Source organism: Saccharopolyspora sp. NPDC050389 (assembly GCF_040655595.1).
Taxonomy (GTDB): Bacteria; Actinomycetota; Actinomycetes; order Mycobacteriales; family Pseudonocardiaceae; genus Saccharopolyspora.
Genome location: NZ_JBFAKG010000009.1, coordinates 148,057 through 161,323, shown reverse-complemented (window position 1 = coordinate 161,323; position 13,267 = coordinate 148,057). Strand labels below are relative to the sequence as shown.

Annotated in this window: 17 protein-coding genes and 1 pseudogene; 6 read left to right on the top strand and 12 right to left on the bottom strand. The window is 69.1% G+C overall.

From position 1 onward, the window contains the following. The first annotated feature begins 169 nt into the window (after nt 1-169). Nucleotides 170-394: a hypothetical protein gene (locus AB0I53_RS08750; protein WP_358598648.1), complete on the top strand. Its 225-nt coding sequence runs from the start codon at nt 170-172 to the stop codon at nt 392-394. Nucleotides 395-420: 26 nt separating this feature from the next. Here the strand turns inward: AB0I53_RS08750 and AB0I53_RS08745 are convergent, their stop codons facing one another. Then, nucleotides 421-1,203, bottom strand: a complete 783-nt coding sequence (locus tag AB0I53_RS08745; protein WP_358598645.1) for an MBL fold metallo-hydrolase — start codon at nt 1,201-1,203, stop codon at nt 421-423. Nucleotides 1,204-1,295: 92 nt separating this feature from the next. On the opposite strand from AB0I53_RS08745, the gene AB0I53_RS08740 reads away from it, so the two are divergent. Both AB0I53_RS08740 and AB0I53_RS08735 read left to right on the top strand, forming a co-directional pair. Continuing rightward, nucleotides 1,296-1,898 carry a TetR/AcrR family transcriptional regulator gene (locus AB0I53_RS08740; protein ID WP_358598642.1) on the top strand — a complete coding sequence of 201 codons (603 nt, stop codon included), beginning with the start codon at nt 1,296-1,298 and terminating at the stop codon, nt 1,896-1,898. A gap of 285 nt (nt 1,899-2,183) precedes the next feature. Beyond that, a complete protein-coding gene (locus AB0I53_RS08735; RefSeq protein ID WP_358598639.1) occupies nt 2,184-2,423 on the top strand; it encodes a 2Fe-2S iron-sulfur cluster binding domain-containing protein in 240 nt (79 codons plus the stop codon). Nucleotides 2,424-2,547: 124 nt separating this feature from the next. On the opposite strand, the gene AB0I53_RS08730 is transcribed toward AB0I53_RS08735, so the two are convergent. Next, entirely contained in the window at nt 2,548-3,792 is a 1,245-nt protein-coding gene (locus AB0I53_RS08730; protein WP_358598636.1) for an MFS transporter, read from the bottom strand. 119 nt (nt 3,793-3,911) lie between these two features. Here AB0I53_RS08730 and AB0I53_RS08725 point away from each other — a divergent pair, with 119 nt between their 5' ends. After that, complete coding sequence (locus AB0I53_RS08725) at nt 3,912-4,364, top strand: helix-turn-helix domain-containing protein (protein ID WP_358598633.1); 453 nt, start codon at nt 3,912-3,914, stop codon at nt 4,362-4,364. Between the two features lie 214 nt (nt 4,365-4,578). On the opposite strand, the gene AB0I53_RS08720 is transcribed toward AB0I53_RS08725, so the two are convergent. The 4 genes and pseudogenes from AB0I53_RS08720 to AB0I53_RS08705 form a co-directional block, all read right to left on the bottom strand. Then, nucleotides 4,579-5,244, bottom strand: coding sequence for a transposase (locus tag AB0I53_RS08720; RefSeq protein WP_358598630.1), 666 nt, complete (start codon nt 5,242-5,244; stop codon nt 4,579-4,581). A gap of 157 nt (nt 5,245-5,401) precedes the next feature. Continuing rightward, nucleotides 5,402-5,707: pseudogene (locus AB0I53_RS08715) on the bottom strand (transposase); the annotation flags it as partial. A 289-nt stretch (nt 5,708-5,996) separates the two neighbouring features. Next, the gene (locus AB0I53_RS08710) at nt 5,997-6,551 is read right to left on the bottom strand and encodes a dihydrofolate reductase family protein (RefSeq protein WP_358598627.1); all 555 of its coding nucleotides are present in this window, start codon (nt 6,549-6,551) and stop codon (nt 5,997-5,999) included. A gap of 139 nt (nt 6,552-6,690) precedes the next feature. Continuing rightward, nucleotides 6,691-7,455: a methyltransferase domain-containing protein gene (locus AB0I53_RS08705; RefSeq protein ID WP_358598624.1), complete on the bottom strand. Its 765-nt coding sequence runs from the start codon at nt 7,453-7,455 to the stop codon at nt 6,691-6,693. 98 nt (nt 7,456-7,553) lie between these two features. Here AB0I53_RS08705 and AB0I53_RS08700 point away from each other — a divergent pair, with 98 nt between their 5' ends. After that, entirely contained in the window at nt 7,554-8,120 is a 567-nt protein-coding gene (locus AB0I53_RS08700; protein WP_358598621.1) for a DUF4291 domain-containing protein, read from the top strand. 17 nt (nt 8,121-8,137) lie between these two features. Here AB0I53_RS08700 and AB0I53_RS08695 read toward each other — a convergent pair whose 3' ends face one another. The 6 genes from AB0I53_RS08695 to AB0I53_RS08670 form a co-directional block, all read right to left on the bottom strand. Continuing rightward, nucleotides 8,138-8,428, bottom strand: a complete 291-nt coding sequence (locus tag AB0I53_RS08695) for a DUF6204 family protein (protein ID WP_358598618.1) — start codon at nt 8,426-8,428, stop codon at nt 8,138-8,140. Continuing rightward, nucleotides 8,425-9,078, bottom strand: a complete 654-nt coding sequence (locus tag AB0I53_RS08690; protein ID WP_358598616.1) for a TetR/AcrR family transcriptional regulator — start codon at nt 9,076-9,078, stop codon at nt 8,425-8,427. Before AB0I53_RS08690 ends, AB0I53_RS08695 begins: the two co-directional genes overlap by 4 nt. 54 nt (nt 9,079-9,132) lie before the next feature. Next, nucleotides 9,133-9,651 (bottom strand): GNAT family N-acetyltransferase, encoded by a 519-nt coding sequence (locus AB0I53_RS08685; RefSeq protein WP_358598613.1) that lies wholly within the window; start codon nt 9,649-9,651, stop codon nt 9,133-9,135. 35 nt (nt 9,652-9,686) lie between these two features. Continuing rightward, nucleotides 9,687-10,235, bottom strand: a complete 549-nt coding sequence (locus AB0I53_RS08680; protein WP_358598610.1) for an XRE family transcriptional regulator — start codon at nt 10,233-10,235, stop codon at nt 9,687-9,689. Between the two features lie 33 nt (nt 10,236-10,268). Then, the gene (locus tag AB0I53_RS08675; RefSeq protein ID WP_358598607.1) at nt 10,269-11,249 is read right to left on the bottom strand and encodes a 3-hydroxyacyl-CoA dehydrogenase family protein; all 981 of its coding nucleotides are present in this window, start codon (nt 11,247-11,249) and stop codon (nt 10,269-10,271) included. A gap of 86 nt (nt 11,250-11,335) precedes the next feature. Beyond that, a complete protein-coding gene (locus AB0I53_RS08670; protein ID WP_358598604.1) occupies nt 11,336-12,226 on the bottom strand; it encodes an EamA family transporter in 891 nt (296 codons plus the stop codon). Nucleotides 12,227-12,295: 69 nt separating this feature from the next. Between AB0I53_RS08670 and AB0I53_RS08665 the strand changes: the two genes are divergently transcribed. Next, a complete protein-coding gene (locus tag AB0I53_RS08665; RefSeq protein ID WP_358598601.1) occupies nt 12,296-13,147 on the top strand; it encodes a LysR family transcriptional regulator in 852 nt (283 codons plus the stop codon). Nucleotides 13,148-13,267 lie beyond the last annotated feature (120 nt).

Sequence of the window (13,267 nt, the reverse complement as noted above, 5' to 3'; positions counted from 1 at the left end):
CACCTCGAACCCACGGGTCGAGCCCTGCTCCTGGTGGCAACCCACCCTCGGGTTCCCAATGAGGAACCTTCACTCGCGCTGAACCCACGGGACTCTGGGGGTCCCCGTAGTACTCGGGAAAAATCGGGCGGATATGACTCGATAGGCTCCTGACCAGGGGATCGTTGAGGTGCTGGTGGGAAGTTGCCGGGTGGTCGCTCCGGTGTTCACGGATGAGGAGTTGGAGGGGCTGCGGCGGTTCCCGGAGATCGGCCGGGAGGACTTGTTCCGGTTCTTCGCCCTGGTCCCGGCGGACGTGGCGATCCGGGCGCCGTCGTGCTCCAGCGCCCGGCGTGACCACCGGAAGTCGTGGTCTCCTTCGTGCGCATCGGACCTATCTCCTGTTGCTACCTGAGCCCGTTGGCACGGCGGAGTTTCCGGTCAGGTGGCCAGGTCCAGCCACTCCCCGATGGCCAGCACGTGTGCGCGCCGTCCGGCGTGCGTGCGGAACTCATTCTCCGGGTCGGAGACCTCGACGTAGCCCGCGATCTTGTCCGGCTGCTCCGCCTCGTAGTGCATCGGCACTGCGTACCGGGCGTCGAGGATCTCCGCGGCCGCAGCGGCCTGCCTCGGGTCCATCGCGGCGGGCAGCGGGCTCGGTGGCTGGAGGTGCGGCGCGTCGACAACCGCGCCGTTGGCGGGCAGGAACACCGCGTCGAACGGGCTGAACCGGCGCGCGATGAGCCACCAGTAGCCGTGGAACAGCGTGTCGCCGCCGTGGAAGACCCGCTGCCCGTCGGCCTGCACCACCCAGTTCAGCTGCGGGTCGCCCAGCCCGTCGACGGAGGGGACCGCGGTGACGCGGAACGGCCCGACTTCGCGGGTGGACCAGGCATCCACGACCTCGGCGGCCAGTCGGTGCAGGGCCAGCTCGCGCTCGGCCGGCAGTGTCGTCACGTTGTCCACGTCGTCGCCGTGGCCGGGCGCTGGTCGGAGCACCGGTGCCCCCGGCGTCAGCACGTCCGCGAGCGCGGCCGCGTCGGTGTGGTCCCGGTGCAGGTGGGTGACCAGCGCGGCGGTGACCGTCCCGCTCGGCACCGCCAGCCTCTCGCCGGGCTTCCACCCCGTGAACAGCGGTGAGAGGTCCCGCACGTAGTCGATCACCAGTCGCTTGCCGCCCGCTTCGATCTCTAATCCGGCCCAGCCCAGTCGTCGCATCCGCATCTCGCACTCCTTCGTCTCGGTGGTGGCAACGGAATTTAGCGTACGCACGTTCACTAAATCAATGGCGAACGCGCGTACGCTATCCTCGTCACATGTCACCGCGACGCTCAGCGGCCGAAGCGCAGGCCACCAGGGGCCGGATCCTCGGCCGTGCCGCCGAGATCGCCTCCGAGGAAGGGCTGGACGGCATCACCATCGGCCGGCTCGCCGAGGAGCTGGAGATGAGCAAGTCCGGGGTGCACAAGCACTTCGGCACCAAGGAGACGCTGCAGATCTCCACGCTGGACAAGGCGTTCGTGGACTTCTGGCACCGGGTGGTCGAGCCCGCACTGGCCGAGCCGCCGGGTCTGCGGCGGCTGCGCGCGATGTGCGACAACTCCGTGGGCTACCTGGAAGCGCCACTGCTGCCCGGCGGCTGCCTGATGACCGCGGCGCTCACCGAGTACGACGGCCGCCCCGGCCGGGTCCGCGACGCAGTGGCCGAGGTGTGGTCACGCTGGCGGGAACAGCTGCGGACGGACCTGACCGCGGCGGTGGAGAACGGCGAGCTGCCCGCCGGGTTCGACATCGACCAGGCGCTGTTCGAGATCGTCGCCGCCGGGCTGGCACTGAACGCGGCCATGCAGCTCCAGCACGACCGGGCGGCCGCAGGCCGGGCCCGCCGCGCGATCGAACGGGCCTTGGAGCAGTCCTGACCGCACGCCAGACCGGGCACTGGCCGAGCACGCCAACCGAGAGGCCTGCCCAGAGGCGATCGAGCAGGCCCCCACCTACTTCGCCACCCCGGATACGACCGCCTGACCGCGTCCCTACTGGTCAGCCCGTATCCGCCCGAAACTTCCCGAGTACTACGGGGACCCCTACTGCTGCGGCCCGGCATCAATGCTCGCCGCGGCCGAAGCGGTCTTCCCGCCCGGCGGCTGCACGCGGAGCGTTTCCGGCCCACGGAACGGACCTTCGGCCCGGACACGGCGTTCGAGGTGGTATCCGCCCGCTCCGGGCAGACGATCCAGGTCCCGCCGGACGAGTCCCTACTGGACGCGCTGACCCACGCCGGGCACCCGGTGCCGTCCGGCTGCCGCGAAGGCGTCTGCGGCAACTGTGAGCTGGCGATCGCCGACGGGGAACCCGAGCACCGCGACGACATCGGCGCGCCGCCGGGCCGCATGTACGCGTGCGTGTCCCGGGCCCGCTCGCCGCGGCTCGTGCTGGACATCTGACGATCCCCTGGCATCACTCGTCCCGCACCAGACGGTGGCCGAGTTGCCGAAGCTGGACCTCGGTCACTGCGCCTCGCCTCGAACCACGCCGACTCAAGCCGCGGGCCGCAGCCGTCACCCGCGCTCAACCTTCGCTGCGAGAGGTCATCTTGGCGGCAGGGTTCGGGGTGCTGTGTCGTGTGAACGCCCACAGCACCAGCCCGAGGCAGCTGAACGCGGCACCCAGCGCGCATACGGCGCCCCAGCCGGCCACCGTGTAGAGGGAGGTCGCGGCGATGGCGCCGGTGGCGCTGCCGATCGAGTAGAAAACCATGTATCCGCCGATCAGCCGGCTGCCCGCATCCGGGTGCAGCGCGTAGATCAGGGTCTGGTTGGTGACATGGACCGCCTGCACAGCGAGGTCGAGAAGGATCACCCCGACGAACAGGGCCCAGAGCGAGCTGCGGGTGAAGGCCAAGGGCAGCCACGAGGCGGCGAGCAGTGCCAGGGCGATGCCGGTGGTCCGCCGGGAGAGTCCGCGGTCGTTCAGGCGGCCCGCCGCGGTCGCGGCCAGTGCGCCGGCGACACCGATCAGCCCCAGCGCCCCGATCGCGCTGTGGGACAGGAAGTACGGGGCCTCGCTGAGCGGCAGCGCGACGCTGCTCCACAGGGTGCTGAAGGCGGCGAAGATCAGCAGACCGAACAGGGCCCGGAGCCGCAGCAGTCGTTCCCGTGCGAACAGGGTGATCGTGGAGCGCAGGAGCTGTCCGTAGCGCAGGGTTGTCGGCGGAGCGTCACTGTGGCGCGGCAGCACTCGGTACAGGACCACGGCGAGCAGAGCGGTGAGCGACGCCGAGGCGAGGTAGACGGTGCGCCAGCCCGCGAGATCGGCGATGAGGCCGGATGCGGTGCGGGCGAGCAGGATTCCGATGACCACGCCGCTGGTGACCAGACCGACGACCCGTCCGCGGCCGGCGGGAGGGGCCAGTGATGCCGCGAAGGCCACCAGCGTCTGCGTGACGACCGCGAGAAGCCCCATCGCAGCCATGCCCGCGAGCAGGATCGCCGCCGTTTGGGCGGCGGCTACCGCGGCCAGTGCCACCACTAGGAGCAGCAACTGGGCCACGATGAGCCGTCTGCGGTTGGCCACGTCGCCCAGCGGCACGAGGAAGAAGAGTCCCAGCCCGTATCCGACATGCGTGAGGGTGACCACGCTGCCGACGAGTGCTGGGCTCATGGCGAGTTCGTGGCCCATGGTCACCAGGAGCGGCTGGGAGAAGTAGACGTTGGCCACCGCGGCCCCGCAGGCGACGGCGAACAGTATGACGACGCCACGGGACAGGACGAACGCCGAATCTTCCCTGTTTCGGGCCTCGGTCCGTCGTGTCACAGCCTCACCGTTTCCGGGCATCAGCACTCCTTCGCATATCTGGTTTCATTTTGCTACCAACGGCGACGATAACTTTTTTGGTAGCATGTTGCAACCGTCGTGAGAGTGAGGGAGACGCCATGGTGACCAGGACGCGCTTCGACGACAGCGAATGTCCCGTCGCCCGGTCGGTGGACGCGATCGGCGACTGGTGGTCCCTGCTGATCGTGCGGGACGCCTTCGACGGAAGCCGGCGCTTCGGGGAGTTCCAGCGCAGCCTCGGCGTGGCGAAGAACATCCTCACCGCGCGTCTGCGCACCCTGGTCGCGAGCGGTGTCCTCGAATCCGTCCCCGCCTCGGACGGCAGCGCCTACCGCGAGTACGTACTGACCCCGAAGGGCAAGGCGCTCTTCCCCGTCATCGTGGCACTGCGGCAGTGGGGCGAAGAGAACTTCTTCGCCCCCGGCGAACCGCACTCGCAGTTGGTCGACCGCCGACAAGGACATCGCCTCCGCGCACTGGAAGTGCTGTCCGAGGACGGGCGACGGCTGAACCCCGACGACACCACCGTCCACAAGGTCTCCACCCAGTGATCTGAGCCGGAGATCCGTGCAGACACGCCGCTCCGCCGATGATTCCGAGGCCGGGTGAGAGGCCCGAGCAGCCCGTTGCTCCTCCGGTCCGACCGGATGAACGGCGCGAAGGAGTGCTGCGCGTGCTGCGGAAGGCGTCCCAGCCGCTACTTTGCGGCCGGCGTGCGAGTTAGGGGAGGGAACCGATACGCCAGACCTCCGATCTTGCTAACCGTCAAGCGGCGGTCGATTCGGCAGGTGTCGTGGATGGTGAGGGGAAGGCTTTGGTCTCGTCGTAAGTCTGGCCTGTTTGCAGGCAGTGGTAGAGCTGGCCGAGCATCCGGTTGAACAGGTGACGCAAGGCGGTGGAGTGACGGTCACCGTGATCTCGTCGCCGCCGGTAGTGGGCTTTGGCGGGTTCGCAGTGGGTGGCGGCGATGAACGCCCACAGCCAGCCGACGGCGGCCAATCGGTCATTCTTGATTCGCCGGTAGGTGATGGAGATCGATCGACCGGAAGCCCTGGTCACGGGCGCGGATCCGGCATATGCCTTAAGCGCGCGAGCATCAGCGAAGCGGGATCGGTCATCGCCGATCTCGGCCAGCAGACGTGCTCCAGTGGAATCCGCGAGCCCGGGAAAGCTGGTGATGATCCCGTAATCGGGGTGCTGACGGAACGCCTCAGCAGCGGCCTCGCCAAGTTCGTCAGCACCGATGCAGGCGGCGTTCAACGTGGCCAGCAGGGCGAGGACCTGGCAGCCGAAGGCTTCCTCCACCAGCGACGGTTGGTGGAGCTGCTGCTTGCGAAGTTGCTCTTTGATCTCGGCGGCGGTCTGGTCGATGTTGCGGCTGCGGCCGGCACGGCGCAGCGCGGCGGCGATGCGAGCCTTCGACAACTTCACCGCGGCTGCAAGGTGTCGGTGCGATCGCCAGGATTTCGCGGGCTTCAGGGGTGGCGAGGTTCGTCGCTGACTTGCCGGCGAAGGTTTCGAGGAAGGTTGGGTAGGACTCCCTCAGTGCCGAGCGCAGTTCGTTGCTTGCCTTGGTGCGGCGCCAGATCGCGTCTTGCTGGGCTCGGGCGAGCACGGCGATGGCCTGCGCCAGGTCGCTGTCAGCCGGGACCCGGCGGTGCATGTGGGCATCGACGTGCAGGATGTTTGCCAAGGTCACAGCGTCGGCGTGGTCGGACTTGGTTCGGGCGACCGAGTAGCGCTCCCGGTAGCGGGCGACCGCCATCGGGTTGATCGCGAAAACGGGACGACCGGTGGCGCGCAGCGCGGCGACCAGCAGCCCGCGTGGTGTCTCGATCGCGACCGGTATCGGGTTTTCGGCAGTGTCACCGAGTTCGGCGAGTAGCTCTGCCATTTCGGCGAAGCCAAGGCGGCGAAAGCGTCGGCCTGGCCGTCCGCGGTGGGAATCTGCAGCGTCTTGGTGGGAATGGCGGATCTTCCTTCCTCGGACTGATGCCAGTGCACAGCCTCTATCAGCGTTGAGGTCAACCAGAGATCAACCCGGCGATGACCTGCGATCACCGGCCAAACCGGTACGAACCGTAGCAGCGACGATCAACCCAGCCGACACCGAGACTCAGCGATAACGGCTGCCCGCTGGTTCCTCGACCCCGGCGAAATCCCGGCAGTGCAAGCGAATCCCGCTAGCGCTTCGGTGCGTAGCGCAGGAGCACGACGCCCGAGACGAACGGGCGCGTCTCCAGCAGCTCAAGCTCCACATTGGTCGAGTCGAACAGCCGGGCTCCGTGGCCGACGGCCACCGGGAAGACGAACAGCCGGTACTCGTCGACCAGGTTCGCTGCGATCAATGCGTGGACGAGCCGGATGCTGCCCGTTGCGACGATGTCCCGGCCAGGTGCCGCTTTCAGCGCAGCGACCTCGTCGACGAGCGGTCCGCGCAGCACCGTGGAGTTCTGCCACCCGGGTTCGGTCAGCGTGCTCGAGACGACGTACTTGTCCACCGCGTTCAAGTAGTCGGAGACGCCGGTGGTGTCGTCGGTCTGCTTCGGCCAGAACTCCCGGAAATCCACGAAGGTGTTGCGGCCGACCAGCAGCGCGTCGGCCGCCTCGCGTTGCTCGGTGAGTGCCGCCGTGATGTCGGACTGGTCGCCGTCGTTGTCCAGCGGATCGAACCAGCCGCACGCCATGTCGATCACGCCGTCGACGGTGATGTTCTCGGTGACCACGAGCTTGCGCATTCGTACCTCCTCGATGTCGTCCTCGAAAAGGCGGACCACCGCTGCCGGTGGAAGTCATCGCCGAACCGCTCGGGTTCACCTGAAAGACCGCGATTCCCGCGTGGCGAAAGGACGGAATCTTGAGTCACGGTGACGAAATTCAGGCCGGTTTGCGGGCCTCGATGAGGAACCGGGTCGAGCGGGCGATGAACGGGCCCTCGCGCTGGATTTGCTCGTGCAACTCGCGCAGCCGGCCCCGGTAGCGGTCGACGGTGAAGTCCGGAACTGTCCAGATCACCTTGCACAGGAAGTAGATGACGGCACCGACATCGAAGAACTCCATCCGCAACCGCTCCAGGCGCACATCGACGACGTCCAGCCCCGCGGCCTCGGCCTCGGAGCTCTCGACGTCGGGATGACGCCTGCGGCGGATGTCCTCGGACAACGGCCCGAGGAAGAACTCGACGAGTTCGAACACGGTTTCCGGGCCGACGTGCTGGGCGAAGTAAGTTCCGCCGGGCCGCAGCACCCGGGCGATCTCCGCCCACCACACGGTCGCCGGATGGCGGCTGGTGACCAGGTCGAACGCTGCGTCGGCGAACGGCAGCGGTGGCTCGTCCTGGTCCGCCACGACCACCACTCCCAACGGGTGCAGCAGCTCGGTGGCCCTGGCGACGTTCGGCGGCCAGGACTCCGTCGCGGCCATCACGGCAGGGAAGTTCCCGGCACCGGCCAGCACCTCACCGCCGCCGGTCTGCACGTCCAGCGCGGCCGACGCGGCACCCAGCCGATCGCCCAGCAACCGCTGGTAACCCCACGACGGGCGCTGCTCGGTCGCGCGCCCGTCCAGCCAGGAGAAGTCCCAACCATCGACCGGGGCGGCCGACGCCTCGGTCACCAATTCCTCGAACGAACTCGTCAACATGCGGTGATCATCCCAGCCCGCCACGCGGACGGCCATCGAATAACCGGCGGCGGAAATCCGGTGGCCGGAAGGAACAACCGGCTGACAGAGTGCGACGCATGTTGCCCCAGCGCCAGATTCGTGGTGATCAGGACGCGCGCACGATCGTCGTCTACCAGGCGTACTCGCCGGCCGTCGCCGACCCGGCCTTGCGGGCCAACCGGTTCGTCCCGCCGTTCTCCTTCAACCGCATGACGTGGATCAAGCCGTCGTTCCTGTGGCTCATGCACCGCAGCGGCTGGGCGCAGAAGTCCAGCCAGGAACGCATCCTCGCGGTGCGGATCATCCGGCAGGGATGGGAAGAAGCCCTGTCCCGGGCAGTGCTGACGACCGCTGATCCGGAGGCCGTCGCGCACGCCGCGGTCCACGTCCAGTGGGATCCCGAACGCTCACTGCGCGGCACGGCGCTCAACCACTACAGCATCCAGGTCGGCATCGGCCGGAGCCTGATCGGCAGGTTCGCCGAGGAATGGGTCGTCGACCTCACCGACATCACCGCACGAGCGCGCAAGATCGCGACGCTGGCGCAGACCGGGCAATCCGCGAAGGCCAAGCGCCTGCTTCCGCCGGAGCGCGTCTACCCGGTGCCCCAGGACATCGCCCGCCCGCTCGGCATCGATGCGTGATCCGGTTGTGGTGGAAGTCAGGCGTTGCGTCCTTTCCGGCGGATCTTGATCTGGCGCACGTCCGTCACCGCCGTGCGCAGGACCTGGTACGGGTGACCGTGGGCGTCCAGCGCCGCCAGCGCTCGCCGGGTCGCCTCCCGCTCGCCGTCGTCGTCGCGCTCCGCCGGAACCTGGCAGCGGAAGGTGAACGCCGAAACGGTTCCGTCGTGGGTGAACGTGCCCGCCTCGGTGAAGGCGGTATCGGTGGCCGCCAGGACCGCAGCGCGCCCGGCCTCGCTCAGCCCGTCGAACTTGCCCCTGATCGTCACTCGGAACACTGTTGGTCCTTTCGCACGGCGTAGGTGAGAACTCTGTCGCCGAGCACGTCCTCGACGGTGGTCAGCAGATCCAGCGTGGCTTCGGCGATCGCCTCGGGGCTCTCGCCGGCTGCGAGGCGCTTGCCGATCTCGGCGAACACCAGCGCGTGGAAGCCGCCCAGCTGGTGGGCGATCACCCGCGGCAGCGGATCGTCCGGTGCGGCACCGGTCTGCTCGGCGAGCACAACGGCAAGCGCGTCAGTCATCTGCTGGCCGAGGGCCTCCAGTCGGGCGATGAGCGTGGGGGCGGCCCGCATCATGTCGAAGACGCGGCCGAAACCCCCGGTCAGCCCCACCTTCCGGTCGCGGCGGTGCACCTCGTCGCGCAGCCCGCGCAGGATCGCCTCCGCGGCGGACTCACCGGTGCGGCGTTGCCGCACCATGTCGGCGAGCCGCTGCGGGGAGGCTTCCTCCGGCGGCAGCACTAGGTCTTCCTTGGTCGGGAAGTAGTTGTAGACGGTGTTCGCCGACACCTCGGCGGCCGCGGCGACCTCCGCGATCGTGACGTGCTCGAAGCCCCGCTCGACGAACAGGCCGGTGGCCACCTCGGTGATCCGCTGCCGTGTCCGGCGCTTTTTGCGCTCCCGCAGCCCCTCGGTCATGTGACTAGCTTAACTCGACTCCAATATTGCAGTCGACTCCAATATTTCGGACGGTCAGGCGAGTTGCTTGTAGAAGAAGCTGCCGTCTTCGAGGCGACCGGCCGGGTCCGCGGCGTAGCCGGGCACGATGCCGAACCGCGTCCAGCCGGCAGCGAGGTAGAGCCCCTCTGCGGGGCTGCCGGTGGCGGTGTCCAGGAGCAACAGCGCGGCGCCCGCGCCGGCGGCGGCCCGTTCGGCGGTGGCGAGCAGTTCGCGGCCCAGTCCCTGGCCGCGGGCGTCGCGGTGCACCATGAGCTTGACGATCTCGGCGCGGTGCCGGCCGTTGGGCTTGGACTCCAGCACGAGGCTGACGGTGCCGGTGATGCCGTCCGGGCCGTGCGCGGCCCAGACGATCAGGCCGCCATCGGCAACCGCGGGTTCCCGGTCCTGCCACCAGGCCACGGCCGCCTGCTGGTCGAAGGGGGTGAGGAAACCCAGCGAGAAGCCGTCGCTGACGACGTCGACGAGAAGATCGGCCAGTTCCTTCACGCTGTCGCGGAAATCGGCGGCGGACAGCCGGGTGATGGTCGACAAGACGGGATTCCTCCGTTGTTGTGCGAGGGAAGCGATCAGGGCAGGACGATCAGCAGGGCATAGCGGACCGGTTGCGCGCCCGAGCAGCGGAAACGCGACCGTCCCCACAGTCGGAACCGCAGGCAGTCACCGGCTTGCACCTCGTGCACGTGGTCGCCCGCGGTGATCTCCAGTGCTCCCTCCAGCACCCAGATGTGCTGCTCCAGGCCCGGCACGGCCGGGCCGTCGTAGGAGATGTCCGCGCCCGGTTCGAGCACGCCTTCGACGACCTCGCCGCGCAGTCCCGGATGCGGCGGGGACACCGAGCGCCGGGTGAAGCCCGAGGCCTCGTCGCGCCACACCGCCTGCCGGTCGGCGTGCACCAACTGCGGCGGCTCCGACTCCACCTCGGCTAGCAGCTGCGACATGGTCCGCCCGTAAGCCGCGCACAGCTTGTTCAGCAGCGCCGCCGTCGGGCTGATCTCCGCCCGCTCCAGCCGCGACAGTGTCGAGCGGCTGATCTCGGTGCGCCGCGCCAACTCCTCCAGCGGCCAGCCGCGCTCCACCCTCAGCTCCGCGAGTCGGCCCGCCAGCCGAGCATCCATCCCAGAACCATTTCTCACATCAGGGACATTAGCTCAAATATGAGATGGACGGAAAGCTGGGTGTCGCCGGGAGTCCGGCAATGCAGTCCTCACATCGTCGACGTCCGCCGGTTCCTGATCCCGCGCCACCAGCCGAGTCGGATCAGGAGCTGGGGGAGTAGTCGTCGTAGAAGCCGCGGCCGGCCTTGGCGCCCGGTCGCCCGCGTCGACGTAGCGCTGCAGCAGCTCACGCGGCCCCGCCGGGAGTTCCGGGCGCTCGGCGGCGTAGTGGTTCTCGATGTCCAGGACGACGTCCAGGCCGACCATGTCCATCATGCGGAAGGGACCGGCCGGGGTGCCCATGTTGATCTGCCACATCCGGTCGACGTCCTGCGGCGTCGACACCCCTTCCGCCACCATGGACAGGGCCTCGCGCTTGATGGCCGCCCAGATGCGGTTGAAGATGAAACCGGTGCTCTCCCGGTGGGCCTCGAAGGGATGGACGCCGTATCCCGGCAGCTCCTTCAGCAGCAGGTCCAGCACCGCGCGGTCGGTACGACCGCTGGACATCAGGTCGACCGCCGGTTGCACGGGCGGCATGTAGAAGTGCATGTTGACCACGCGCTCGGGACGGTCGACGCGGTCGATGAACTGGCTGGTGGGATAGGACGAGGAGTTGCTGGCGAGGATCGCGTCGGCGGGCGCGAGCCGGTCGAGGTCGCCGAAGATCTGCTTCTTCAGCTCCAGCCGTTCCGGCACCGCCTCCACCACCAGCCAGCACCCGGCGACGGCCTCCGACAGGTCGCCGGTGGCGCTCACCTCACCCGGGGCGCCACCGTTCACATGGCCGACGACCTGCTCGAGGTTCCGTCCGATGTAGTCGAGAGCATCGCGCCGGGCCTCGGGCGAGGGGTCGGAGATGCGGACCTGACCGCCGCGGGTGGCGTACATCATCGCGATCCGCCGCCCGAGGGTGCCGGCGCCGATCACGGCAACCGGACGAGCGTCGAGGCCGGTGGGGATCGTGAATGCCATGGCCGACTTCCTTCGCTGGGACCGGCTGCTGCGGATCTCAGCTTGTCCCAGACCAGGACTTTCGCAAGACGAGCCCGGCCGCGCTGCTACCTGCGCGCGCTGACGACGCTGACGACGTTGGCGGCGACGATCGCCGCGATGCTCAGCCACTCGAGCACCTGCAGGTTCTGGCCGAGGAACACCAGCCCCACGGCGGCCGCCAGAACCGGGTTGATGCTCATGAAAATGCCGAAGAAGTGCGCCGGAACCCGCCGCAACGCCAGCATGTCGATCAGGAACGGCACGGCAGAGGAGAGGATGCCCGCCGCGGCCGCGCAGCCCAGCGCGGCCGCGGTCGGCGGATGCTGGATGAGCACCACGATGCCGACCGGCACGAACAAAAGCCCCGACAGCCCGGCCGCGGCCGCCGTGCCCTCCGCGCCGGGCAACCGGCGGCCCACCGAGCGGTTGAGCAGGATGTAGGACGCCCAGCACGCCGCGGCCAGCAACGCCAGCCCGATACCGAAGTAATCCGTCGTCGGCTGCGGCCTGGTCAGCGCCACCACGCCCGCAGCGGCGATCACCGCGCACCCCAGATCCACCACGCGCCGCGAGGCGGCCAGCGCGACCACCAGCGGGCCGACGAACTCCAGCGTCACCGCCAGGCCGAGGCCGATGCGGTCGATCGCGCTGTACAGCGACAGGTTCATCGTCGCGAACACCGCCGCCAGCGCCAGCACCGGCTGCCATTGGCGCCAGGTGAACGCCCGCAGCCGAGGCCGCCCCACCGCCAGCAACGCGGCGGCGGCCATCCACTGCCGCACCGCCACGACTCCGGCCGGCCCGATCACCGGGAAGGCCAGCGATCCGATCGCCGCACCGACCTGATTGGACAGCCCGCTGCCGAACATCATCGCGATTCCCGCGTAGCGGCCGCCGTTTTCCGCGGCGGGCACCGGGATTGCTGCGGGCTGCCGCGCGTGCGCTGTCGTCTGCATGCACCAGAGCCTGCGCCGCCGCGATGCTTCCGCAAAATGCATCTGACGCGCTAGCTATACGCTTTGGTTATGGATGTGGAGCTGCGGCAGCTGCGTTGCCTGGTCGCGATCGCCGACGAGGGCACCTTCACCGACGCCGCCATCGAACTGGGCGTCTCGCAGGCGGCCGTCTCCCGCACGCTGGCCTCGCTGGAAACCGCCCTCGGCGTCCGGTTGCTGCGCCGCACCAGCCGCGAGGTCGTGCCCACCGCCGTCGGCACACAGGTCATCGCCCGCGCCCGGCGGCTGCTGGCCGAGGCCGACGACCTGGTGCGCGACGCCACCTCCGGGCACACCCGGCTGCGCGTCGGCTACGCCTGGTCGGCCATGGGCCGCCACACGGTGGACTTCCAGCGCCGGTGGCCCGCGCTGCGCCCGGACGTCGAACTGCACCTGGTCCGCACCAACTCCGCCACCGGCGGGCTCGCCGAAGGCGCCTGCGACATCGCCGTGGTGCGCACCGAACCCGACCAGCGGCGCTTCGACGGCGTCATCGTCGGCCTGGAACGCCGGTTCTGCGCCGTGGCATCCGACGATCCGTGGGCCCGCCGCCGCTCCATCCGGCTGGCCGAGATCAGCGAACGCACACTCGTCATCGACCGCCGAACCGGCACCACGACCACCGAACTGTGGCCGCCGGAGAACCGGCCCACCGTCGAATACACCCACGAACTCGACGACTGGCTCACCATCATCGCCACCGGCCGCAGCGTCGGCATCACCGCGGAGAGCACCGTCGCCCAATACCCGCGTCCGGGCGTGGTCTTCCGGCCGCTGCGCGACGCCGCGCCCATCGCGGTGCGCCTGATCTGGTGGCGCGACGACCCGCACCCCGCCGCGCGAACCGCCGTCGCCCTGCTCACCGACCTCTACCGGTCGTAGCCGCAGGCCACGCCTCAGCGGCTCACGGCAGTCTCCCGCTCCACACGCGACAACTTCTCGGGATTGCACACGCGGTAGAGGCCGGTGACGGAGCCGTTGTCGACCCGCACCGCCAGCACC

Bases quoted from the DNA above. Each gene is read 5' to 3' on its own strand.
- AB0I53_RS08710 (WP_358598627.1), bottom strand. From the start codon at position 6,551: ATGCGCAAGCTCGTGGTCACCGAGAACATCACCGTCGACGGCGTGATC.
- AB0I53_RS08675 (WP_358598607.1), bottom strand. From the start codon at position 11,249: ATGGCATTCACGATCCCCACCGGCCTCGACGCTCGTCCGGTTGCCGTG.
- AB0I53_RS08690 (WP_358598616.1), bottom strand. From the start codon at position 9,078: ATGACCGAGGGGCTGCGGGAGCGCAAAAAGCGCCGGACACGGCAGCGG.
- AB0I53_RS08665 (WP_358598601.1), top strand. From the start codon at position 12,296: ATGGATGTGGAGCTGCGGCAGCTGCGTTGCCTGGTCGCGATCGCCGAC.
- AB0I53_RS08670 (WP_358598604.1), bottom strand. From the start codon at position 12,226: ATGCAGACGACAGCGCACGCGCGGCAGCCCGCAGCAATCCCGGTGCCC.
- AB0I53_RS08725 (WP_358598633.1), top strand. From the start codon at position 3,912: ATGGTGACCAGGACGCGCTTCGACGACAGCGAATGTCCCGTCGCCCGG.
- AB0I53_RS08700 (WP_358598621.1), top strand. From the start codon at position 7,554: ATGTTGCCCCAGCGCCAGATTCGTGGTGATCAGGACGCGCGCACGATC.
- AB0I53_RS08705 (WP_358598624.1), bottom strand. From the start codon at position 7,455: ATGTTGACGAGTTCGTTCGAGGAATTGGTGACCGAGGCGTCGGCCGCC.
- AB0I53_RS08745 (WP_358598645.1), bottom strand. From the start codon at position 1,203: ATGCGGATGCGACGACTGGGCTGGGCCGGATTAGAGATCGAAGCGGGC.
- AB0I53_RS08740 (WP_358598642.1), top strand. From the start codon at position 1,296: ATGTCACCGCGACGCTCAGCGGCCGAAGCGCAGGCCACCAGGGGCCGG.
- AB0I53_RS08680 (WP_358598610.1), bottom strand. From the start codon at position 10,235: ATGGATGCTCGGCTGGCGGGCCGACTCGCGGAGCTGAGGGTGGAGCGC.